The sequence below is a fragment of the Actinomadura sp. NAK00032 genome, from assembly GCF_013364275.1.
GTDB lineage: Bacteria > Actinomycetota > Actinomycetes > Streptosporangiales > Streptosporangiaceae > Spirillospora.
The window spans coordinates 6,130,195-6,151,625 of the sequence record NZ_CP054932.1 but is presented as its reverse complement, the minus strand read 5'-3'; the positions used below and the strand labels follow the sequence as shown (position 1 = coordinate 6,151,625).

The 21,431-nt window shown below is 76.8% G+C and carries 14 protein-coding genes and 1 pseudogene; 5 read left to right on the top strand and 10 right to left on the bottom strand.

Annotated elements, in window-relative coordinates:
• Positions 1-23: 23 nt before the first annotated feature.
• Together HUT06_RS28380 and HUT06_RS28375 are read left to right on the top strand one after the other, a co-directional pair.
• Positions 24-1,322: pseudogene (locus HUT06_RS28380) on the top strand (flavin-containing monooxygenase); the annotation flags it as partial.
• Positions 1,319-2,164, top strand: coding sequence for an SDR family oxidoreductase (locus HUT06_RS28375; protein ID WP_176198499.1), 846 nt, complete (start codon positions 1,319-1,321; stop codon positions 2,162-2,164). The pseudogene HUT06_RS28380 and the gene HUT06_RS28375, both read left to right, overlap by 4 nt.
• An 86-nt stretch (positions 2,165-2,250) precedes the next feature.
• Here the strand turns inward: HUT06_RS28375 and HUT06_RS44065 are convergent, their stop codons facing one another.
• The 6 genes from HUT06_RS44065 to HUT06_RS28345 all read right to left on the bottom strand — a co-directional run bounded on the left by HUT06_RS44065 (position 2,251) and on the right by HUT06_RS28345 (position 12,831).
• Positions 2,251-3,945 (bottom strand): serine/threonine-protein kinase, encoded by a 1,695-nt coding sequence (locus tag HUT06_RS44065; RefSeq protein ID WP_217711495.1) that lies wholly within the window; start codon positions 3,943-3,945, stop codon positions 2,251-2,253.
• A gap of 69 nt (positions 3,946-4,014) precedes the next feature.
• Entirely contained in the window at positions 4,015-7,326 is a 3,312-nt protein-coding gene (locus HUT06_RS28365; RefSeq protein WP_176198498.1) for a hypothetical protein, read from the bottom strand.
• Positions 7,327-7,359: 33 nt separating this feature from the next.
• The gene (locus tag HUT06_RS28360) at positions 7,360-10,434 is read right to left on the bottom strand and encodes a chromosome partitioning protein ParA (RefSeq protein ID WP_176198497.1); all 3,075 of its coding nucleotides are present in this window, start codon (positions 10,432-10,434) and stop codon (positions 7,360-7,362) included.
• Positions 10,431-11,075, bottom strand: coding sequence for a hypothetical protein (locus HUT06_RS28355; RefSeq protein ID WP_217711494.1), 645 nt, complete (start codon positions 11,073-11,075; stop codon positions 10,431-10,433). The genes HUT06_RS28360 and HUT06_RS28355 overlap by 4 nt, the downstream gene beginning before the upstream one ends.
• On the bottom strand, positions 11,072-11,623 hold the full coding sequence (locus HUT06_RS28350) for a hypothetical protein (RefSeq protein ID WP_176198496.1): 552 nt from the start codon (positions 11,621-11,623) through the stop codon (positions 11,072-11,074). The genes HUT06_RS28355 and HUT06_RS28350 overlap by 4 nt, the downstream gene beginning before the upstream one ends.
• A complete protein-coding gene (locus tag HUT06_RS28345) occupies positions 11,620-12,831 on the bottom strand; it encodes a hypothetical protein (RefSeq protein WP_176198495.1) in 1,212 nt (403 codons plus the stop codon). The genes HUT06_RS28350 and HUT06_RS28345 overlap by 4 nt, the downstream gene beginning before the upstream one ends.
• 168 nt (positions 12,832-12,999) lie before the next feature.
• Here HUT06_RS28345 and HUT06_RS28340 point away from each other — a divergent pair, with 168 nt between their 5' ends.
• Positions 13,000-14,034 (top strand): peptidoglycan-binding protein, encoded by a 1,035-nt coding sequence (locus HUT06_RS28340; RefSeq protein ID WP_254715432.1) that lies wholly within the window; start codon positions 13,000-13,002, stop codon positions 14,032-14,034.
• A 19-nt stretch (positions 14,035-14,053) separates the two neighbouring features.
• On the opposite strand, the gene HUT06_RS28335 is transcribed toward HUT06_RS28340, so the two are convergent.
• The 3 genes from HUT06_RS28335 to HUT06_RS28325 all read right to left on the bottom strand — a co-directional run bounded on the left by HUT06_RS28335 (position 14,054) and on the right by HUT06_RS28325 (position 16,722).
• On the bottom strand, positions 14,054-15,496 hold the full coding sequence (locus HUT06_RS28335; RefSeq protein WP_176198494.1) for an aldehyde dehydrogenase: 1,443 nt from the start codon (positions 15,494-15,496) through the stop codon (positions 14,054-14,056).
• A 109-nt stretch (positions 15,497-15,605) separates the two neighbouring features.
• Positions 15,606-16,043 carry a deaminase gene (locus tag HUT06_RS28330; protein WP_176198493.1) on the bottom strand — a complete coding sequence of 146 codons (438 nt, stop codon included), beginning with the start codon at positions 16,041-16,043 and terminating at the stop codon, positions 15,606-15,608.
• Positions 16,036-16,722 (bottom strand): dihydrofolate reductase family protein, encoded by a 687-nt coding sequence (locus tag HUT06_RS28325; protein ID WP_217711493.1) that lies wholly within the window; start codon positions 16,720-16,722, stop codon positions 16,036-16,038. The genes HUT06_RS28330 and HUT06_RS28325 overlap by 8 nt, the downstream gene beginning before the upstream one ends.
• A gap of 107 nt (positions 16,723-16,829) precedes the next feature.
• On the opposite strand from HUT06_RS28325, the gene HUT06_RS28320 reads away from it, so the two are divergent.
• Positions 16,830-17,957, top strand: a complete 1,128-nt coding sequence (locus tag HUT06_RS28320) for an exonuclease SbcCD subunit D (protein ID WP_176198492.1) — start codon at positions 16,830-16,832, stop codon at positions 17,955-17,957.
• Between the two features lie 49 nt (positions 17,958-18,006).
• On the top strand, positions 18,007-21,030 hold the full coding sequence (locus HUT06_RS28315; protein ID WP_176198491.1) for an AAA family ATPase: 3,024 nt from the start codon (positions 18,007-18,009) through the stop codon (positions 21,028-21,030).
• A 24-nt stretch (positions 21,031-21,054) separates the two neighbouring features.
• Here the strand turns inward: HUT06_RS28315 and HUT06_RS28310 are convergent, their stop codons facing one another.
• Complete coding sequence (locus tag HUT06_RS28310; RefSeq protein ID WP_176198490.1) at positions 21,055-21,420, bottom strand: PH domain-containing protein; 366 nt, start codon at positions 21,418-21,420, stop codon at positions 21,055-21,057.
• Positions 21,421-21,431: the final 11 nt, after the last annotated feature.

Sequence of the window (21,431 nt, the reverse complement as noted above, 5' to 3'; positions counted from 1 at the left end):
CAGCAGATCCGGCCGGCCTCGCGACCGGCAAGGCCCTGCGCGACGCGGGCGTGGAGGCCGTGCTGTACGAGCGGGCCGGCCGCGCGGGCGGGCTGTGGGCGCGCGGCGCCGGTCTCTCGCCCGCCTACGCGTCCCTGCACCTCAACACCAGCAAGGGCCGTACCGAGTTCGCCGACTTCCCGATGCCCCGGCACTGGCCCGACTACCCGTCCGCCGACCTGGTCGCCGGATACCTCGCGGACTACGCGGAGCGCTTCGGGATCGTCCCGCACATCCGCTTCGGCAGCGCCGTCGCGTCCGTGGAGCGGGACGGCGCGGACGGCCCCTGGGCGGTGACCACCGAGGCCGGCGACACCGCCCGGTACGACGCCGTCGTGGTCGCCAACGGCCACAACTGGGACCCCCGGTGGCCCGACTCCGCGCCGCCCGGCGAGTTCACCGGCGTCCAGATGCACGCGCACGCCTACCGCGACGCCGAGCAGTTCCGCGGCAGGCGCGTCCTCGTCGTCGGCATGGGGAACTCGGCCATGGACATCGCCGTGGACGCCTCGCACGTCGCCGCCGGCCCGGTGCTGCTGGCGGCGCGGCGCGGCGTCCACATCGTCCCCAAGTACCTGTTCGGACGGCCGTCCGACGCGACCGGCGGCGCCCTCGCCGCGCTGCCGTGGCGGGTCAGGCAGCGCGTCGCCGAGGCGATGCTGCGGCTCGCTGTCGGCCGCCCGCAGGACTACGGACTCCCCGCCCCGGCGGGCGGGCTGTTCCAGAACCACCCCACGATCAGCGACACGATCCTGCACCGCCTGACCCACGGCGAGGTGGCGCCGCGGCCCGGCGTCGCCCGCTTCGACGGGGACGAGGTCGTGTTCACCGACGGCACCGCCGACCCCGTCGACGTGGTCGTCTGGGCGACCGGCTACCGGGTGAGCATCCCGTTCCTGTCCCGCGGCCTGGTGGGCGCCGACCCCGAGCGGCTCCCGCTCTACCAGCGCGTCTTCCACCTGGACGAGCCCGGCCTGGCCTTCGTCGGGCTGATGCAGTCCACGGGCGCGGCGCTGCCGATCGTGGAGGCCCAGGCCAAGCTGGCGGCGGCCTACTTCGCCGGCGGCTACGCGCCGCCGCCCCCGGCGCGGCGGCGGCGCGCGGTCGCCCGCGCCCTGCGCGCCGCGACCGAGCGGTGGGGCGACCGGCGCCCCATGATGCGCGTCGACTTCGACCAGTACGTGGCCGAGCTGCCCCGCGAGCTGAAGGCCGGCCGGGCCCGGCTCGCGCGGGGCGAGGCCCGGCCGTTCACCCCGGCGCACCGCGAGGAGACATCCGCATGAGCACACCCCGCCCGTCCGGCGGCCGCGACCCGCGCGGCCTGCGGGTCCTCGTGACCGGCGCGTCCGGCACGTTCGGCCGCGCGATCTGCGCCCGGCTGAGCGGCGGCGGCGCCCGCGTCGTCGGCCTGGACCTCGCGCCCCGGCCGGACGACCCCGTCGACGTCCTCGCCTGCGACATCACCGACGACGACGCGGTGCCCGCCGCCGTGGCCGCGGCGATCGAGCGGCTCGGCCGCCTCGACCTGCTGATCAACAACGCCGGGATCGGCGGGCCCGCCCCGGCCGAGCTGCCGCCCGGCGAGGAGGTCCGCCGCCAGCTCGACATCAACCTGCTCGGCGCCTGGCGGGTGACGTCGGCGTGCGTGGACGCCCTCGTCGAGTCGCGGGGGCGCGTCGTCATGCTGTCGTCCCGGATGGCCGTCATGCAGCTGCCCCTGGCCGCCGCGTACGGCGCGTCCAAGCGGGCGCTCGTCGCCTACGCGGACGCGCTGCGCATGGAGATCGGCACCCATGTCGGCGTGACGTGCGTGTACCCGTCGGCGGTCCGCAGCCCGATCCACGACTCGACGGCCGCCGCCGGACTGTCCCTTGAGGGCGTCAGCGTCTACGAGCCGCTGGACGGGGTGGTGGACGCGGTGCTGCGTGCCGCCCTGGCCCGCCGCCCCCGCCGGGACGTGACGACGACCCGGCGCGGCGCCGTCGAGTTCTTCCTCGCCCGGCACCTGCCCGCGCTGACCGACCGGATCGTCGCCCGCACGTTCGCCGGGCGCGTCCGCGCGGGCGCGTTCGCGGGCGCGGAGCTGGCGGCCGGCGTCGTCCGCCGGCACGCGGGCCGCCGATGAGCCGCCGATGAGCCGCCGATGTCGCTCGGCGCTGCCGGCCCTCCTCATCGGCGTGACCGCCGTCCCCGCCGCGGTGGCCGCGCCCGTCAGGCCCACTCCGCCTTCGCGAGGATCTTGTCGAGGCCCGGGGTGTTCCACTCGTCCAGGATGAGGAGCCTGGGCTGCGCCAGGTACCAGTACCGCTGGACGTAGGACGGCCCGGCGGGCTGGAACTGCCTGGCGCCGGTCATGAAGACGCAGCTGAGGCGCCATTCGCGGTACTGAGCCTGCCGCGTCCCGACGGCGGCGGTCGCGGAGCGGGCGGGCCGCTCGCGGTCGGCCTCGGTGCCGATGCCGTTGAGGTCGCCCCGGTGCGGGCAGGTGCGGAACGCCTCGGTCTCCGGCCCCCAGGGGCCGTTCAAAGTGAACCCTCTCCAACCGGTCGTCGCGTCGTTGTGCCAGGGCTCCGCGATCACCAGGAATCCGGGGCAGTTGTTCTGGTAGATCCGGGCGTCGCGCCCCTCGGGCGGGGGAGCCCCGATCGTCTGCGGGGAGCACGCGCCGGGGGTGCTCACCCAGTAGTTGCCCCGCGGCCTGCCCGGCACGTTCGTCAGCTCGGTGCGCCGCCATCCCACCGGGACCGTGACCGAGAACCCGCCGAACGACATCCGCTGCCCGGACGGCGACGGAGTGGCCGCGACGGCGGTGCCGTCGCGGTCGGGACGCGTCGCGGCGTAGACGCCGACACCGGCGGCGGCGCTGCCGGCGATCGCGGCGCCCGCGATCGCGACGCCCGCCTTGCCGCCGACCGCGGACAGGAGGCCGCCCGACCCGGACGCCGCGCCGCCCGCCCCGGCCCCCGCCGTCCCGGCCGCTCCGGCCGTGCCCGCGCCCGCCGCCCCGGCGGTGGCCGCGCCCGCTCCCGCCGGGACCAGCCCGGCGGCGGCGAGCGGGAACAGGGCGGCGAGGGCGGCCGCGGCGACGGCGAGGGCGCGCACGCCGCGCTGCTCCCAGTCCCGCCCGTAGGACTCGACGGCGATGCGGTCGAGTTCGGCCACGAACTGCGCCGCGCCCGGCGGCCGGTAGGCGGGGTCCTTGGCCATCCCCTGGAGCACGAGCGTGCGCAGCGGCTCGGGGACGTCGTCCGCCGGGACGGGCGCGGCGGCGTGCTGGCCCATCAGCGCCATCCGGTCGCCGGCGCGGTAGGGCCGCTCGCCGGTCACGCACTCGTAGAAGACGCAGGTCGCGGCGTAGACGTCGGTGGCGGGGGTGGCGGGCTCGCCGCGCCACTGCTCGGGCGCCATGTAGACCGGGGTGCCGGACCGGTCGCCCTCGCCCGTCCACACGGCGATGCCGAAGTCGATGAGCTTGCTGAGGCCGTCCGCGCGGACGACGACGTTGGCGGGCTTGTAGTCGCGGTGGACGACCCCGGCCGCGTGCGCGGCGGCCAGCCCGCTCAGCGACCCCTTCAGCACCAGCAGGGCCGCCTCCGGCCCGAGGGCGCCGTGCTCGGCGAGCACCCGCTTCAGCGAGACGCCCTCGACCGCCTCCATGATGAGCGCCGTGCCGTGCTCGTGCTCCACGAGCCGGTAGAGCCGCGCCACGTGCGGGTCGTCGACCCGGCCGAGCATCCGCGCCTCCTGCCGGAAGGCGTCCTTGGCGGCCGGGTCGGCGTCGGCGGGCAGGTACTTGATCGCGACGGGGGTTCCGGTCCGGGCGTGCCGGGCCAGCGCCACCCGGCCCTGCGCCCCGCGGCCGAGCTCGCGCACCTCGTCGAACTCCGAAACGCGCCACTGCGCCACGGGGCACCTCTTTCCAGTCCGTCCCAGATCGTTCCAGTCATGTGACGCGGCGGAACAGGGGATGGTTGGTCACTCTTTCGACACGAGGATGCCACGCGCGGTGAACGCCGTGTCGGGGTCCGGATGCGCGCGCAGGGCGCGCAGGACGTCCCGCCATTCGGGCGGCCAGCCGGCGCGCGGGCCGTGCCGGCCGGCGAGCGCGCACGCGAACAGGCCGCCCGCCGGGTCGCCGCGCCCGGCGAGCCGCTCCGCGTGCGGGCGCAGCTCGGCGGGCTCGGGGAGCGCGCCGCGCGGTCCGTCCGCGAGGGCGTCGGCCACCCGCTGGACGGCGAGGACCGAGGCGCCCGCGCAGGCGTCGGCGAGCGCGTCCACGGCCGGGCCGTCCCAGCGCAGGGTCGCGGCCGCCAGCTCCCGCGCGAGCTGCGCGGGAAGCCGCTCCAGGACCGCCCGCAGGACGGGTTCGGCACTGTCGCGGCGGTTCGCGGCGGCGCGCCGCAGCGCGTCGGCCAGTGCCGCCAGCCGCTGCGCCGCCGGGAGGTCCCGCTCGGGCTCGGCGTTCGCGGCGTCCCCGGCGCCGGCCAGCGTCGCGGCGGCGTCCGCGAGCGCGCCCGCCCCGGTGCCGCCCACCGCGCAGCCGACGAGCGTGAACAGCGCGGTGCGCCAGCGGCGCGTCTCACCGAGGTCGGTGAGGACGGCCGCCAGCCGCGCCGGGATCTCCGGTGCCCACTGCGCCCACCGGCCCAGCGCCGTCAGCGCCGCGTCGGACGCCTCCGGGTCGGGGGAGCGCGCCACCCGCACGACGAGCCGGGCGTAGTCGGCGCGGAACGCGTTCTCGATCTCGTGCGGCCACGCGCCGAGCACCTGGCGGGCGAGGTCGCGCGGCCCGCCCGCCGCCTCCCCGAGGATCCGCCGGGCGACCGGGTCGGACATGTGCGCCCGGACGGCGGACGCGATCGCCGCGCGCACGTCCCGGTGCTGGCCGGGGTCGTCCCACGCGGCGGCGACGACGTCCATCGCCTCCGGCGCGCGGGTGCGCAGCAGGATCCGCAGCGCCTCCTTCCGCGCGGTGATCTTGCCGCCGGCCAGGACGGGGCGCAGCAGCGCCGCCAGCGCCGGCGGCCGGACGAACCGCGCCGCGCGCCCCGCCGCGTAGACGGCCACGTGCGCGTCGTCGGACGAGGCGTGCGCGAGCAGGTCGGGCAGGACGTCCTGCGGGCGGGCGGTCCAGGGCGCGGCGGTCAGCGCGGCCCGGCGCAGGCGCGCGTCGCCGGACGCCAGGTACGGGCGGAGCCGGGCGGCGTCCACCCCCGGGACCTGCGCGATGGCCGCCACGGCGCGGGCCCGGTCGGCGTCGGGGAGCCGCGCGTCGCCCGCGACCCGGTCGAGGAGGCGCAGGTAGGCGGCGTGCTGCCGGGCCGTCCACCCGCGCGTCCAGCGCGGCTCCATCCACGGGACGTAGGTGACGTCGCCGCGCCGGAACCGCCCCTCGGGCGTGGACTCCGACAGGACGAGGTGCAGCAGGTCGGTCCGCTCCGCCGCGATCGCGGCGAGCACCGGCGGGAGCCCGACCGTGGACGGGTCACCGGCGACGACGCGCTCCACCCGCTCGCCGCGCGTCGCGGGCGGCTCCAGCCAGTGGGCGACGGCCGCGCGGATCACGCCGTCGTCGCGGGCGCCGACGGCCTTCTCCAGCGCGTCCTGGAGCGCCGGGACGCCGTGGGCGCGGCGCCCGAGCGCCCGGACGAGCATCAGCGCGAGCCCGTGGTCGTCGCGGCGCGCGCCCTCGTCGAGCAGCGGGGCGAGCCACTCGACGAGCCGGTGCTCCTGCCCGCGCCGCAGCACGCGGTCCAGCCGGCCGAGCGGGACGGGGGAGGAGCTGCCGATGACGCGCCCCAGCAAACCGATCCCGGTCACCGTCAGCTCGGCGTCGTCGCGGATCGCGCCCTGCCTGAAGAACGCGGTGCCGAGCTGGACGAGCGTCATGCGCGTCGCGTTCGAGCAGTCGCGGGCGTTCAGCGCGTCCTCGGCGAGCCGCTCGACGGCCGGCGCGTGCTCGGCCCCCAGCGCCGCGCCGGGGACCGCCGCCAGCGCGCGCAGCGCGGCGACCCGCACCGGCTCCTGCTCGTTGCGCAGCCGTCCGAGGGACTCCAGCAGCGCGGACAGGACGGCCGGGTCGCGCTCGCGTCCGGCGCACGCGGCGAGCAGCGCGTACCCGGCCGCGCGGTCGTCGGCGCCGGGCCGCCGGGTCAGCTCCTCCAGGACGGGCCGGGCCTCCTCGAACGGCAGGTAGGCCGACATGGCCTGCACCCGCTGCGGGTGCTCGGCGAAAGCGCGCAGGCCCAGCATCCGCCGCGCCTCGCGGACCCGCACGGCGCGCGGCAGGACGTCCATCAGCGCGTCCTCGAGTTCGCGCGCCGCCAGGTCGACGCCGTCCATCGCCGCGTCGAACAGGGCGCCGCGCCGCGCCGGCGGCACCGCCGTCAGCAGCAGCCGCAGCGCGGGCCCGTCCTCCCGGACGGCGCGCGCGACGGCGGCGAGCCCGTCCCCGCCGGCGCGAGCGAGCCGGTCCCGCATCGAGCGCCGCCGGATCAGCGAGACCAGCATCGTCCGGGCGCCGTCCGCCAGCAGCAGCCGCAGCGTCCGCTCCGGCTCGGCCTCCAGCAGCGCGCCGATCCGCGGGCGGAGCGCGTACGGCAGCCCGCCCGCGTGCCAGTAGTCCTCCAGCAGGCCGAGCACCCGCCCGGGATCGTGCCGCACCGCCGCCGCGACGCCCGGCCCGTCCCACTGCCACCAGGTGGAGCGCGCGCCCGGCGTCAGCTCGGCGAGGCTGCGTTCGGCGTGGTCCAGGAACGCCTCGGGGTGGGCGCCGCCCAGCGTGTGCCGGTTCGGGACGGCGTGCGCGAGCGGCCCGAGCCGCTCGGCCGCGCGCTCCGGGGTGCAGGCGGGCAGCAGCGCGGCGGCCTCGTCCACGCCCCACCGCTCCAGGACCGGTCCGATGAGCGCGTCCGCGAGGTCCGCGCGGCGGTGCCGGCGCACCGCCCGGTACGTCGCGGACCTGACCGCCTGCGGGGCGTCCGGGAGCCGCTCGGCGAGCGGTCCCGGCGCGGTCGCGTACCGTACCGCCAGCCGGGTCGCCCGCAGCGCGAGCACCGCGTCCGGGTCGCCGGCCGCCGCGACCAGGTGGGCGAGGGACGCCTCGTCCCGCACGGCGGACGCGATGGACAGCGCGACCGCCCGCTCGTAGTGGCCGCGCCCGCCCAGCTCGGCCAGCAGCGCGGCGAGCTCCGGCGCGCCTGCGGAGGCCCGCAGCGCCGCCAGGCGGCGGACGCGGGCGCGGTACGGGAGGGGCTCGATCTCGGCGAGCAGGTCATCGGCGCGCATGACGCGCCATCGTGCCGGATCCCCCGCCCGGGTTCACCCGCTTTTCCGCTCGTCGGGCACGGGCGCTGGCGCGGGCACGGCGCGGGAGGCGGTGATCTGGTCGGCGAGCATCCGGACGCGGGGCTCGTGCTCGTCGTAGCCGACGACGACCGGCGGCTCGTTGTAGGGCATCGTGTCGGACGAGCGGCGCAGCTTCACGTACTGGCCGCACGCGTCGATCGCGTACGGCTCCATGTCGTCCTGCAGCGCGCCGATGACCGTGATGCCGTGCGTCTCGCCGATCTTGCGGAACAGCGCGACGGCCTCCTTGCGGTGCTCCTTGCCCAGGTTGCGGCCCAGCTCGTCCAGGACCAGGCAGAGCCGCCCGCCGCCGGAGCTGGCGAGCGCCGCCGCGCACACCAGCTTGACGGCCTTCTCGTCCATCAGCGCGGTGTTGGCGCGCCGGTTGTAGGGGACGTACCGCTGCCCGTCCGAGCGGCGCCACTTCGGCGTGACCCGCCACCGCCACTCCTGCTCCGGGTCGCCCGGCTGCTCCGGCGTCGGGAACTCCAGCGTCGCGCCGTAGCCGCCGTAGGCGACGTCCAGCTTCTCGAACTCCTCCGCGACCCGCTGGAGCCGGGTGCGGATCGCGGCGGTCAGCGCGGTGCGGTGCGCCTCCGCGGCGCCCGCCGCCTCCGTCGCGCCCTTCTGCGCCTTGTCCAGGTCGGCGCGGCGTGCCGACAGCTGCACCTCGATCTGCCGCCGCTGGTGCCGCTCGTAGTCCTCCTGCCTGCGCAGATGCCCCTCAAGGGCCTGCGCGAGGCGGGCGAACGTGGCCTGCTCGCGGTCGGTGCGGCGGCCCTCGCCCTCGGCGCGCTCGCGCAGCAGGAACCGGATCTCCTCCGGCATGTCCTCGTCGGACGGCCCGTCCGGGAACACGCGGCGCAGCGCCTCCGACAGGTGCTTCTCGGCGGTGTGCCACCACTCGGCGGGCGTCCAGGTGGCCTCGTCCTCGTCCAGGCCCGACAGCCATTCGGCGGCGGCGTCGCGGGAGCCGCCCCAGTCCTTCTCCAGGGCGTCCAGGCCGAGCGCGGCGCGCTTTTCGGCCAGCTCGGACGACGCCCGGCGGATCCCGCCGCGCTCCCTCTCCCGGGCCTCCTTGCGCCCCCGCAGCCGGTCGATCTCCAGCGCGCGCGTGTCGGCCTTCGCCTGGAGCCGCCTGAGGGTCTGCTCCGCCGACCCGAGCCGCGGGCCCAGCCGCGCCTCCCCGCCCGCCAGCTCCTCAAGGCCCTCCCGCAGCTCCGCCATGCGCTCGCGGACGTCGTCCAGCTCCTCCGCCGCGCGCGCGCCGCTCAGCCGACGGTCGGCGAGCGCCACGTCGGCGGCGGCGTCGGCCGTGGCCTGCCGCGCACCTTCCAGCGCCCCGGCCGCGGCCTCCAGCGCCGTCCGGGCCGCCTGGACGCGGGCGACGCGGCCGGTGACGGGCTCGGCGAAGCCGCCGATGACGACCGTGCCGGTGCCGTCGCCGTCGAGCGCGCCGAAGAACCGCCCCAGCGCCTGCTCGCAGCGCACACCCTCCGGCAGCCCGTCGCCGCCCGCCGGGACGATCATGGAGCCGGGCAGCCCGGCGAGGGCCGCGACGGCGCCGTCCAGGTCGTCCGCCGTGACGACGACGGCCTCCCGGTACGGCCACAGCGCGGCCTCCCAGCGCTCCCGGACGTCCTCGGCCAGCTCGACCGCGTCCAGCAGGCCGACCGCCGCGATGCCGCCCGCCGCCAGCGCGCGGATCTGCTCCGGGGCGCTGCTCTGCCCCGCCTCGGCCTCGGCCAGGGCGCGCTCCGCGCGCGCGACGGCGCCCTTGGCCATCCCGTACTCCTGCTGGGCCTCGTCGCGGCGCGCCTCGGCCTCCTTCAGCTCGGCGCGGGCGGTGTCGGCGTCCCGGCCGTCGGCCTCCCGCTGCCGCTCCTCAAGCGCCGACACCTGCCGGCGCAGGTCGTCCATCCGGCCCCGGGCGACGGCCTTGTCCGCGCTCAGCTTGCCGGCCTGCCCCTTCAGCTCGGCGAGCGCCGCCTGCGCCTCCTGGACCTGCGCGTCCAGCGCGCCGCCGGTGAGCTGCTCGATCTCCCGCTCCGCGGCCTTCGCCGCCTCCGCCAGCTCCGCGCCCTCCCGGCCCAGCCGCTCCTGCTCGGCCGCGTGCGCGGCGTCGGCCTCCGCCGCGTCCACCAGCAGCCGCGCCCGCCGCGTCCGCCAGTGCCGCAGCGCCGCCGCCACCTCGTCGCGCGCGCGGTCGTGCCGGTCGAACGTCTTCAGCAGGCTCGCCGCGTCCCGCTCCCACCCGGCGAGCCGCTCGGCGGCCTCCGCCGCCTTGGCGCGCTCCCGGTGCTCCTCGGCGCGGGACCTGCGCTCGGCCTCCAGCTCCCGGTCCAGCCCCGTCAGCGCCGCGATCGCGCTGAAGATCCGCTCCGGGCTGATCTCGTTCAGCGGCTGCGACAGCAGGTTCGTCGCGACCTTCGACCGCACCGACGTCGACAGGAACGACACGCACCGGACCTGCCCCCCGTACAGGACGCGGGTCAGGTCCTTGGCGAGCAGGTCGCGGCGCCCGGCGCTGCGGGGCAGGCTCGCCCACAGCCGGTCGGCGAGCGCCACCCGGTCGGCCTCGGACGGCGCCGACGCCAGGTACACGCCCTGCCGCCACCGGATCTCCAGGTGCGGCGCGTCCGCGTTGACCCGCAGCCACACGGTCACCGCCGAACCGTCCTCCGCCGGCTCGGGGTGGTCGAACACGCCGATGATGTACCCGTGGTCGGCGCTCGCCCACTGGCTGTCGCCCTGCGCCGCCAGCTCCGCGTTGAACAGCAGCTCCGCGACCGCCCGCGCGCCCGACGCGAACCGCCACTGCTCGTCGCCGAGCAGCGCCGTGATGGCCGCGATGAACGACGACTTGCCCGCGCCGTTGGAGTCCTTCGGCCCCTGCCCGGCCACCACGATCAGCGTCCCCGGCACGGTCGGCACCGGATGCGTCGACAGCCGCGAGATGTTCACCGCCTGCACGGCCACGAGCGTCCGGTCGCCGACCACGTTCTCGGTGTCGCGCGCGGCCATCATCGGTTCGGTCCCGGCCGTCATCCGCTCTCCCCCCGTCCCCGCCGCCGCGCCCGGATCGCCGCGGCGAGCGGCGAGTCCGGCCCGGCGGCCAAGATCAGCTCTTCCTGCAGCCGGCGGCGCGCGGCATCGGTCAGCCGGTGGAACTGCGCCCCCGGCACGAACCCGCCGGCCTCGTCCGGACCCGCCTTCACCTGCGCCACCAGCCCCGCCAGCCGCAGCCGGCGCAGCGACGCCTCCAGCTCGGTGACCGGAAGCTGGGTGCGGCGGCGCAGCTCGTCCATCGGCGTCGGATGCGGCGACAGCCACGAGTCGTCGGCGAGCAGCCCGGCCGCCCGCGGGATCGCCACCGAATGGATCAGCACCAGCGTCAGCACGGCCCGCTCCCGCACCCCCGGGACGCACGCGGGGTCCTCGGCGAGCGCCTCCGCGACCTCGTCCCGGTACCCGGAGATCCAGCGCGTCTGCTCCGACCGGATGAGCGTCCGCCCGTTCAGCGCGAGCATCTCCTCGACCGCCCGCCGCAGCGCCGGCTCCCGCAGCGCCGCGAACCGCACCTCCGGCACCGGCTCCGCCGCGTGCTCGACCGCCATGTACGCCGCCACGACCTCGGCCCGCCGCCGCTCGTCGAACGTCCGCAGCACCCCTTCGAACAGCCCGCTCACGCGTCCCCCTCTCCAGTGCCCGGCTGGGGCAGGCGGGGGAGGAGGTCGCGGAGGGAGGCCAGGGAGGCCTCCGGCCACAGGGCGGTGCGGGGGCCCGGACGGGCGGTGCCGGCGGCCTCGTCCAGGATCAGCCAGCCCGTGTCGGACAGGCGGCGCAGCTCACCGGTGGCCCACCGGCGCGCCAGGTCGGTGTCGCCGCGCGTCATGTTCGCGTAGACCTCCAGGATCTCCGCGACCGGCGCGGAGGAGCCCGGCCAGGGGGCGTCGTCGAGGCGGGTCCAGCAGCAGCGCAGCGCGGCGGCCAGCACGCGGCGGGCCTGGCCCGAGCGGTCCAGCGGCATCGGGGCGGTCTCGTACTCCTCCAGCAGCGCGGGCGTCGCGCCGTCCGGCCACTCGGGGAGCAGCCACACGCGGCCGGCGTCCGCGGCGGCGACCACGCCCGGCGGGACGGGGGCGGACGCGGCGACCGCCGGGCCGCCCAGCAGCCGCGCGCGGGCGCGGGCCAGCACGTGGGGGTCGGCGCCCGCGCCCGGCCGGTCGGCGGTCACCGGCCCGTCCTTTCGAACCAGCCCGGCGACACCCAGGTCGGCGAGCCGTCGGGACGCGCGGCCAGGCCGTCCGACCAGGCGAGCCGGTAGGGCAGCTCGGGATGCTGGTGCGCGGCGGCCAGGTCGGCGAGCATGCGGCGGGCCGCCGCCCAGTCGCGGTCGAGGACGTCCTCGACCGCGACCCGGTCCCGGCCGCGCAGGATCTGCTCGGCGACGTCGCGGAGCCGCTCCACCGCCTCGGTGTCCGCGCCGGTGTCGCCCGACAGCCCCGAGTCGGGCACGGACGGGCGGGGCGGCGCCGGGCGCGGCGGCGCGGCGCGCGGGCCGTCCTCCACGGCCGCCACCACCGCGGCCGGCTCGTGCCAGGGCGCCGGGGCGTCGAACACGAACCCGTCCAGGACGGCGGCGAGCTCCTCCCGGGACGCCGTGCGCGTGAACGTCCGCCACGTCTCCGGCGGCAGCAGGGTGAGGTTGCGGGTGGTGCCCGCCGAGTCCGACAGGCGCGCGGCGGCGCGGCGGGACGCGTCGCCGTAGGCGTAGATGGCGGCGCGCAGGTCGGTGCACGTGCGGTCGAGCTGCGGCCACCGCCGCAGGATCGCGCCGTGCAGCCGCTCGGCGCGCAGCAGGATCTCCTCGGTGCCCCACAGCTTCGGCGCCTGCTCGCGCAGTTCCTCGATCGTGCCGTTGGTGAGGGTCACCAGCTCGACGCTCCACAGCCGGAACGCGCGCGAGAGCCCGTCCGCGCCGTCCCGCGCCTGCTCGGGCGTCATCCGGGGGTCGGCCACGTTGAGCTGCTCCAGCGCGAGCAGCCGGTGCATCTCGCTCTGCCCGCCGTCCAGCATCATGCGGCGGACGAACATCAGCCCGACCACGCTGGTGAACGACGCCCGGTAGCGCAGCTGGTTCGGCTTCGGGAACACCTCCCGGACCGCCCCGAGCCCCTTCAGCACCCGCAGCCGGTTCTCGAACACCTCCGGCGGGTAGCGGCGGCACACGTACCGCATCTGCTCGCGGCTCAGCCCGTCCTCGCCCGCGTCGGCGAACGCGGCGAGCAGCGTCTCGGCGACGTCGACCAGCTCCGGGTCGTCGACGACCGCGCCGCTGTCGCGGGCCAGCGCCGCGAACATCTGCCGGTACACGCCCAGCACGGCCTCGCCGACCAGGACGTCGTCCAGGCTGGCCGCCGCGTTCTCGGAGGTGGGGGACACGGCGAACTACGGTACGGCCCCCGCGCGCCCAACGTGGAATCGAAGCCGCCGCGGGGAGCACCGGGGACGAGTCCGCCGCCTATTTCGACGGCCAGGGCGCCCCGTCCGGCCCCGACAACGGCAGCGGGCTCCTCGTGGCCCTCAAACCGCGATGAGCGTCCATCACGCGTGGGTGGCCGCGCCCACGCCGACCTCGATGCGCCTGTCCACCCGCACGTCGGACGTCGCCTCGCTCCGCTGGGCCGTCTCGGCGTCCCTGGACCTCACCGCGCCCGTCCACTCAGCACCGGTCGTCCCCACCCCGAGGGCCTTGCCAAGCACCCGGTCACCGGCCTGGCACCCGCCACGACCTACCACTACGGCCTGGAGGCGGACGGCATCCTGCTGACCGACCCGCTCGCCCGCGGCCGCGTCACCACCCCGCCACCGGACGGAGAGGAGGCGGGGTTCCGGTTCTGGTTCGGCGGCGACCGCCGCACGAACCCCGACCACCCGGTCTACGACGCGATCCTCGCCCGCGACCCGATGTTCGGGCTGTTCCTGGGCGACCTCGGCTACGACGACCCGCAGCCGGAGGAGGTCACCCGGTACCTGTGGCACACATCCCCGGCGCAGCCCCGCTTCTCCCGCTTTGTCCGCGAGTGCCCGACCCTCTACACCTACGACCAGCACGACTTCTGCGGTAACGGCTCGTGGTCGGGTTCCGCGAACGCGGCCGTGGCCCACCGCTACGCCCGTGAGTACCCGGCCACCTACCCGCTGCCGGCCACCGGCCTCTACTGCACGTGGCGGATCGGCCGCTACCGCTTCGTCCAGCTGGACACCCGGACGCTTCGCAGCGACCCGGCGCTGCCGGACGGGTCGGACAAGACCTACATCGCGGGCATCCCCGGACTGGCCGGCCGGATGGTGTGGCTGTCGGCCGACATGCACACCCTCGCCGCCGACGACGGCTCGCACAGCCCGAACGGCTCCGTCCAGCTGGTGGGCGCGGCCCTCGGCCAGACCGGTTTCGAGGGCGTCGGCGGCCTGTACTTCAACCCCGGATCCTGGAACCGCGGCTGGCGCATCGCGGCGGACGGCGCGTACGGGCCGAGGTCGGAGTCGGTCTGCCGGTCGTTCCAGGCCGAGAAGGGCCTGGCCGTGGACGGGATCGTCGGGCCGGCGACGTGGCGGGCGGCCTGGGAGGCCCCGATCACCTGACCGGGGCCTCCGGCGCGCGTCAGGCGGACGGGGCGGGGTGCGGGATGGACTTGTGCTCCAGGTAGGCGTGCAGCCCCTCCGGGCCCAGCTCGCGGCCCATGCCGCTGTTCTTGTACCCGCCGAACGGGGTGTTCGGGTCGAGGGTGTACATGTTGACGCCGCAGCTGCCGGTGCGGATGCGGCGGGCGACCTCGACGCCGTGGCCGACGTCGGACGTCCAGACCGAGCCGCCGAGGCCGTAGTCGCTGTCGTTGGCGATGCGGACGGCGTCGTCCTCGTCCTCGTAGGGGATGAGGACGAGCACCGGCCCGAAGATCTCCTCGCGGGCGATGCGCATGTCGTTGCCGACGTCGCCGAACACGGTCGGGGCGACGTACCAGCCCCGGTCGTGCGGCCGGTTCAGCCCGCCGGTGATCAGCTTGGCGCCCTCGTCCTGGCCGATCCGGATGTAGTTCTCCACCCGCTCCTGCTGCCGCTTGGCGACCAGCGGCCCGATCTCGGTGCCGTAGTCGGCGGGGTCGCCGACGGCGAGCCCGCCGACCATGGTCGCGAGCGCGTCGGCGACCTCGTCGTAGCGGCGGCGGGACGCGAGGATGCGGGTCTGCGCGGCGCACGCCTCGCCGTTGTTCATCAGCGAGGCCAGCTTGAAGCCCTCGACGGTGGCGGCGAGGTCGGCGTCGTCCAGCACGATCGCGGCGGACTTGCCGCCGAGTTCGAGGGTGCAGCGCTTGAGCTGCTCGCCGCACACCGCACCGATCTTGCGCCCGGCGGCGGTGGAGCCGGTGAAGGAGACCTTGTCGACGTCGGGGTGGGCGACCAGGTAGGCGCCGACCTCGCGCCCGGCCGGGACGATGTTCACCACGCCGTCCGGGATGCCCGCCTCCTTGATCCACTCGGCGAGCAGGTAGCCGTCGAGCGGCGTCTCCGGGGACGGCTTCGCCACCACCGTGCACCCGGCGATCAGCGCGGGCGCGAGCTTGAGCATCAGCGTGAACTGCGGGACGTTCCACGGCACGATCGCCGCGACCACGCCGACCGGCTCCTGGGTGACCGTGACCGGCCCGAGCATGCCCTGCCGCTCCTCCTCCCAGGTGTAGGTGGCGGCGAGGTCCACGTAGTACTGCAGGACCATCTGCGGGATGGCGGCCTGGCCGAACACCGAGAACATGATCGGCGAGCCCATCTGGGCGGTGCAGAGGTCGGCCATCTGCTGCTGCCGCTCGGCGTAGATCGCCGACAGCCGGCCGACGATCTCGGCGCGCTCGGCGGGCGTCATCCGCGGCCAGGGGCCCTCGTCGAAGGCGCGCCGTGCCGCCGCCACCGCCGCGTCGATGTCGCCCTCGGTGCCCTCGGGCACCCGCCCGATGACCTCCTCGGTGTGCGGGGAGATGACGTCGATCGTGGCGGTGCCGGCCGGGGCGGCCCACTCGCCGCCGATGAACAGCCGATCGTGCTCGCGCATGGTGCTGTGCCTCCCTGCCCGACGGGCGAGTTCGGGTAACCGAATGCTTGCTTGGGCACAGCATCGCATGAGGTCCCCGGGCGTTGGCAAGAGCAATGAGACTCGCGTCTCACTCGCCGTCCAGGAGATGCCGGTTGGGTTCGCGGGCGCGCGCGGCGAGGCCGGGCAGCTCGACCACCGCGACGCCCGCCGCCTCCAGCAGCTCCGCGCCCGTCCCGGCGGCGAACAGCTGCGGCTCGCGCCAGGCGAACACGACCCGCGCCGCGCCCGAGGCGATGATCAGCTCGGCGCAGGGGCGGGGCCGGGACGCGCGGTGCCCGCACGGTTCGAGCGAGCTGTAGACGGTCGCCCCGTCCAGCCGGCCGGGCGTCTTGGCGAGCGCGGCCTCCTCGGCGTGGTCGTGCGGGTCCCGCTCGCGGGAGAACCCGCGCGCCAGCTCCCGGCCGTCCGCGCCGACGATGACCGCGCCGACGGAGAACGCCGTCTCGGACGGCGGGCACAGCGCGGCCAGGTCGCAGGCCAGCGCCAGCCAGGCGTGCTCATCCACGCGGGCCTCCGGCCCGGTAGCGCAGCAGGGCCAGGTCGCCGATCCGGGTGACCTCCGCCAGCCGCATCGGACGCTCCGGCGACTGCGGGAACACCCCGGAGCGGACGAAGCGCGGCGCGGCCGGGTCGCCGATGAAGAACGGCGCGACGACCAGCTGCAGCTCGTCCACGGCGTCGGCGGTGAGGAACAGCGTGTGCACCCCGCCGCCGCCCTCGACCATGAGCCGCCGGACGCCCCGCCCCGCGAGGTCGGCGAGCACCGCCGGCAGGTCGAGCGGGTCGCCGGCGGGGACGACCTCGGCCAGCCCCGCCAGCCGCGGCGCCAGCTCCCCGGCCGCGGCCGGCGGGGCGTACACGAGCTTCGGCGACTCGCCCGTCGTGAAGAACCGGGCGCCGGGATCCAGGTCGCCGCTCCAGGTCAGCGTCACCTTCACCGGGTCGGCGGGCAGCCCGCGCGCGACGCGCCGCTCCCGGCGCGCGGCGGAGCGGATCAGCAGCTTCGGGTCGTCGGCCCGCACGGTCCCGGCGCCGACCAGGATGGCGTCGCAGTCCGCGCGCACCGCGTCGACCCGGTCGAAGTCGGCCGGGCTGGACAGCCGCAGCCGCTCCGGCGTCGCGTCGTCGATATAGCCGTCCGCGGACATGGCGCAGCTCAGCAGCACGTAGGGACGATCACTCACGCCGCCACACTACGGGAGCCGCGGCCTGCGGCATTCCAAGATCCTTTGGGGTGGCTCGGCGTTTCTGCGCCGGATGTGTCGGAGGGGGTGCCTATGGTTGCTGCGACATGCGAATCCTGCACACCTCCGACTGGCATCTCGGCAGATCGTTCCACCGGGAGGACCTGCTGGCCGCGCAGGCCGCGTTCGTCGACCACCTGGTCGAGACCGCCGCGGCGGAGGACGTCGACTGCGTGCTGGTCTCGGGCGACGTCTACGACCGGGCGCTGCCCGCCGTCGACGCCGTGAAGCTGTGCGACGAGGCGCTGGTGCGGCTCGCCGAGCACGCCCGGGTGGTGCTCATCGCCGGCAACCACGACTCCGCGCGCCGGCTCGGTTTCGGGTCCGCGCTGATCGACGCCGCGGGCGTGCACGTCCGCACCGACTTCGCCGCCGTGGGCGAGCCCGTCCTCATCGGCGACGCCGCCGTCTACGGCATCCCGTACCTGGAGCCCGAACTCGTCCGCCACCCCTGGGAGCTGGACGAGCGCAGCCACGCCGCCGCGCTGACCGAGGCCATGCGCCGCGTCCGCGCCGACGCGGCGGGCCGCCGCGAGCGCTCGGTCGTGCTGGCGCACGCGTTCGTGACGGGCGGCGAGTCCAGCGAGAGTGAGCGCGACATCTCCGTCGGCGGATCCTCGCAGGTGTCGGCGTCGGTGTTCGACGGCGTCGACTACGCGGCGCTCGGCCACCTGCACGGCGCCTGGCGCATCACCGACCGCGTCCGGTACTCGGGGTCGCCGCTCGCGTACTCCTTCTCCGAGGAGAGGCACGTCAAGGGCTCCTGGCTGCTCGACGTCACCGAGGGCGGGGTGGCCGGGGAGTTCGTGGAGGCGCCGGTCCCGCGCCGCCTCGCGCGGCTGCGCGGCCGGCTCGACGACCTGCTCGCCGACCCCTCCTACGACGCGTTCGAAGACCGCTGGCTGCAGATCACGCTGACCGACCCGCGCCGCCCGTCCGCCGCGATGGAGCGGCTGCGCCGCCGCTTCCCGCACGCGCTCGTCCTCGGCTTCGAGCCCGCGGGCGGCGGGGAGGGCACCGCCCGCACCTGGTCCGAGCGCGTCCGCGAGCGCTCCGAGCTCGACGTCGCCCGCGACTTCGTCGCCGAGGTCACCGACGGCCCCGCGACGCCCGCCGAGCGCGACCTGCTGCACGAGGCGTTCGAGGCCTGCCGCCGCAAGGAGGCGCTGACGTGACGCGCACCGCCGTCCGGGCCGGGCGGCGCGGCGCCGGAGAGGGGATCGCGTGAGGCTGCATCGGCTCGAGATCGCGGCGTTCGGCCCGTTCTCCGGCACGGAGGCCATCGACTTCGACGCGCTGTCGGACGCCGGCCTGTTCCTCATCCAGGGCCGGACGGGCGCGGGCAAGACCAGCATCCTGGACGCGGTGTGCTTCGCCCTCTACGGGCAGGTGCCGGGCGTCCGCAACAACGTGAAGGGCCTGCGCAGCGACCACGCGCCCCCCGGCGCCGGGCCGCGCGTGGTGCTGGAGGCGACGATCCGGGGCCGCCTGCTGCGGATCACCCGGTCGCCGGCCTGGGAGCGGCCGAAGCTGCGCGGCTCCGGGACGACGACCGAGCACGCCAAGGTCGTCCTGGAGGAGTTCGAGCGCGGCGCGTGGACGGGCCTGACCACCCGGCTCGACGAGGCGGGCGACCTGGTGTCGCGCCTGCTCGGGATGAACGCCGTGCAGTTCTGCCAGGTGGTGCTGCTGCCGCAGGGCGAGTTCGCCGGGTTCCTGCGCGCCGGGGCGGACGAGCGCCGCAGGGTCCTGGAGCGGCTGTTCGCCACCGAGGTGTTCACCCAGGTCGAGAAGTGGCTGGCCGAGCGGCGCGCCGCGACCGGGCGCGCGGCCGCCGAGCTGGGCGCCGCCGCGGCCTCCATCGCCGACCGGATCGCCGAGACGACCGGGGCCGCGCCGCCGCGCGGGGAGCGGGCCGCCGTCCCGCAGCCGCGCCGCGGGGAGCCGGCCGTGGAGCCGTTCGCCGAGGTCGAGGCGCTACCCGCGTGGGCGGCGGAGCTGGCCGGCGGGCACGCCGACCTCCGCGCCGCCGTCGACGACATGCGGGCCGGCGTCACGCAGGCGCTGCGGGAGGCCCGCGTAGAACTCGACGACGCGCGGGCGCTCGCCGACCGGCGCCGCCGGCACGCCGAGGCCGTCGCCCGCCGCGACGCGCTGGCCGGCCGGGCGCAGGAGAAGTCCCGGACGGCGTCCCGGCTCGACGCGGCGGCCCGCGCCGACCGGGTCGTCCCCCTCGTGAGGGACGTCCGCGCCCGGCACGAACGAGCGGTCCACGCGCGCCGCTGGGCCGAGGAGACCCGCGGCCGCGTCGCCGCGCTGCTGCCGCCGAAGGCGCCGGAGGACGTCCTCGCCAAGGCCGAGCGCGACCGCCGCGACGAGGCCGCCGCGCTGGAGGGCCGCCGCCGCGACATCGCCCGCCTCAAGCGGATCGAGGCGGAGCGGGCCGGCGCCGCGCGGGAGCTCTCCCGGCTCGAACCCGAGGAGGCCCGGATCGAGGCGGCGCTCGCCGACCTGCCGGGCGCCATCGCCGCGCGGCGGGCCGAGCGCGACGCGGCCAGGGCCGCGGCCGCCGGGCTGGCCGGCGCCGAGGCCGCCGAGAACGCCGCCCGGCAGCGGCTCGACGCGGCCCGGCGCCGCGACCGGGTCGAGCAGCTCCTCGCCGAGGCGGAGGCCGCGCACCGCGACCGGGTCGACGCCGCGCAGGGCGCGCGGCAGCGGGTCCTCGACCTGCGCCAGACGCGCCTCGACGGGATGGCCGCGGTCCTCGCCGGCGAGCTGAAGGACGGCGAGCCGTGCCTGGTCTGCGGCTCGGCGGAGCATCCCGCCCCCGCCGCGTCCCTCGGCGTGCTCCCGACCGAGGAGCAGATCGACGCGGCGCAGGCCGCCGACGACCGCGCGCACGAAGACCGCGAGGAGAGCACGCGCCGGGTGGAGGCGCTGCGCACCGAGCGCGACGGCCTCCTCCAGACCGTCGGCGAGGCCACGGCCGAGTCGCTGAGCGGGGAGGTCGAGGAGGCCGCGCGGACCGTCCGGGAGACGGCCGCGCGCGCCGCGGAGGCCGAGCGGCTGGAGGCGGCCCTCCACCAGGACGAGCAGAGGCTCGACCAGGCCCGCGCCGAGCGCGACGAGGTGTCCGGCCTGCTCACCGAGAACCGCACGCAGGACAAGGAGCTGGCCGCCGAGCAGGCCCGGCTGTCGGCGGAGCTGGACGAGGCGCGCGGCGGCGACCCGACGCTGGAGGCGCGCATCGCCCGCCTCGGCCGCGAGGCCGCCGCGCTGGCCGAGGCCGCCGAGGCGCTGCGCGCGTCCGGCCGCGCCGACGAGGAGCTGGCCGCCGCCCGCGCGAGGGCGCGGCAGGAGGCCGCGGAGCAGGGGTTCGGGACGCCCGACGAGGTCGAGGAGGCCGCGCTCTCCGACGAGGACCAGGGCGTCCTGCGCGACCGGATCCGCCACCTCGACGACGAGGAGGCGCAGGTCCGCGCGCTGCTGGGCGATCCGGAGCTCGCCGCGGCGGCCGCCGCGCCCGCACCCGACCTGCCCGCGCTCGAAGCCGCGGTGACGGCGGCGGAGGCGGCGCACACCGCCGCCGCGAACGCCGCCGACCGCGCCCGCACGCGCTGCGACCGCCTCGCCGAGCTGCGTACGGAACTCGGCGCGGCGGTGCGCGCGTGGCGCCCCGCCGCCGAGCGCCACGAGGTCGCCGAACGCCTCGCCGGGCTGACGTCGGGCAAGCACGCCGCGAACCGGCACGCCATGTCGCTGTCGGCGTACGTGCTGGCCGCGCGCCTGGAGCAGGTCGTCGCCGCCGCGAACGAGCGGCTGTCGCGCATGTCCGGGGGCCGCTACGCGCTCGTCCACACCACCGACAAGGCGGCGGGCGACCGCACCAAGGGCGCGGGCGGCCTCGGCCTGCGCGTCGCCGACGCCTGGACGGGCCTGGAGCGCGACCCCGTCACGCTGTCGGGCGGCGAGTCGTTCATCACGTCGCTGTCGCTGGCCCTCGGCCTCGCCGACGTCGTCACCGCCGAGGCGGGCGGCGCCGAGATCGGCACGCTGTTCGTCGACGAGGGCTTCGGCACCCTCGACGAGGAGACGCTCGACGAGGTCATGGACGTCCTGGACGGCCTGCGCGACGGCGGCCGGGCGGTCGGCATCGTCAGCCACGTCGCGGAGCTGCGCGCCCGCATCCCCGCCCAGCTCCGCGTCACCAAGAACCGCGCCGGCTCCACCGCGGCGACCGTCGTCTGACCCGCCGGCGCCCCGCCCGGGCGGCTACGAGATGTACTGCAGGATCACGTTGTGGACGTGGTGGCTCTTGTCGCTGCCGCGGAACTCGACCTCGTAGGTGTGCGTGCCCACGTTGATCGCGATGGACCCGGTGGAGAAGTAGGACCCGGCCCACGACTTGTTGCTGACCACGCTCACCGAGGTGATCTTCGAGTAGGGCACGCTGGTGATCGCGTACTTCTTGCCGGCGAAGCTCTTGTCCTGGATGATCACGCGCCGGTCGGTGAGGCCGATGAACCCGGTGCCCGCCCCGACCGCGTCGTAGACGGCGATGATCTGCTCGCCGGGGATCAGCCCGCTCTCGATCTGCTTGAGCTGGCCGGACCTGTCGTGTTCGATCTCGTCGCCCATCGGTTCCTCCA

Bases quoted from the DNA above. Each gene is read 5' to 3' on its own strand.
- HUT06_RS28375 (WP_176198499.1), top strand. From the start codon at position 1,319: ATGAGCACACCCCGCCCGTCCGGCGGCCGCGACCCGCGCGGCCTGCGG.
- HUT06_RS28365 (WP_176198498.1), bottom strand. From the start codon at position 7,326: ATGCGCGCCGATGACCTGCTCGCCGAGATCGAGCCCCTCCCGTACCGC.
- HUT06_RS28360 (WP_176198497.1), bottom strand. From the start codon at position 10,434: ATGACGGCCGGGACCGAACCGATGATGGCCGCGCGCGACACCGAGAAC.
- HUT06_RS28335 (WP_176198494.1), bottom strand. From the start codon at position 15,496: ATGCGCGAGCACGATCGGCTGTTCATCGGCGGCGAGTGGGCCGCCCCG.
- HUT06_RS28320 (WP_176198492.1), top strand. From the start codon at position 16,830: ATGCGAATCCTGCACACCTCCGACTGGCATCTCGGCAGATCGTTCCAC.
- HUT06_RS28310 (WP_176198490.1), bottom strand. From the start codon at position 21,420: ATGGGCGACGAGATCGAACACGACAGGTCCGGCCAGCTCAAGCAGATC.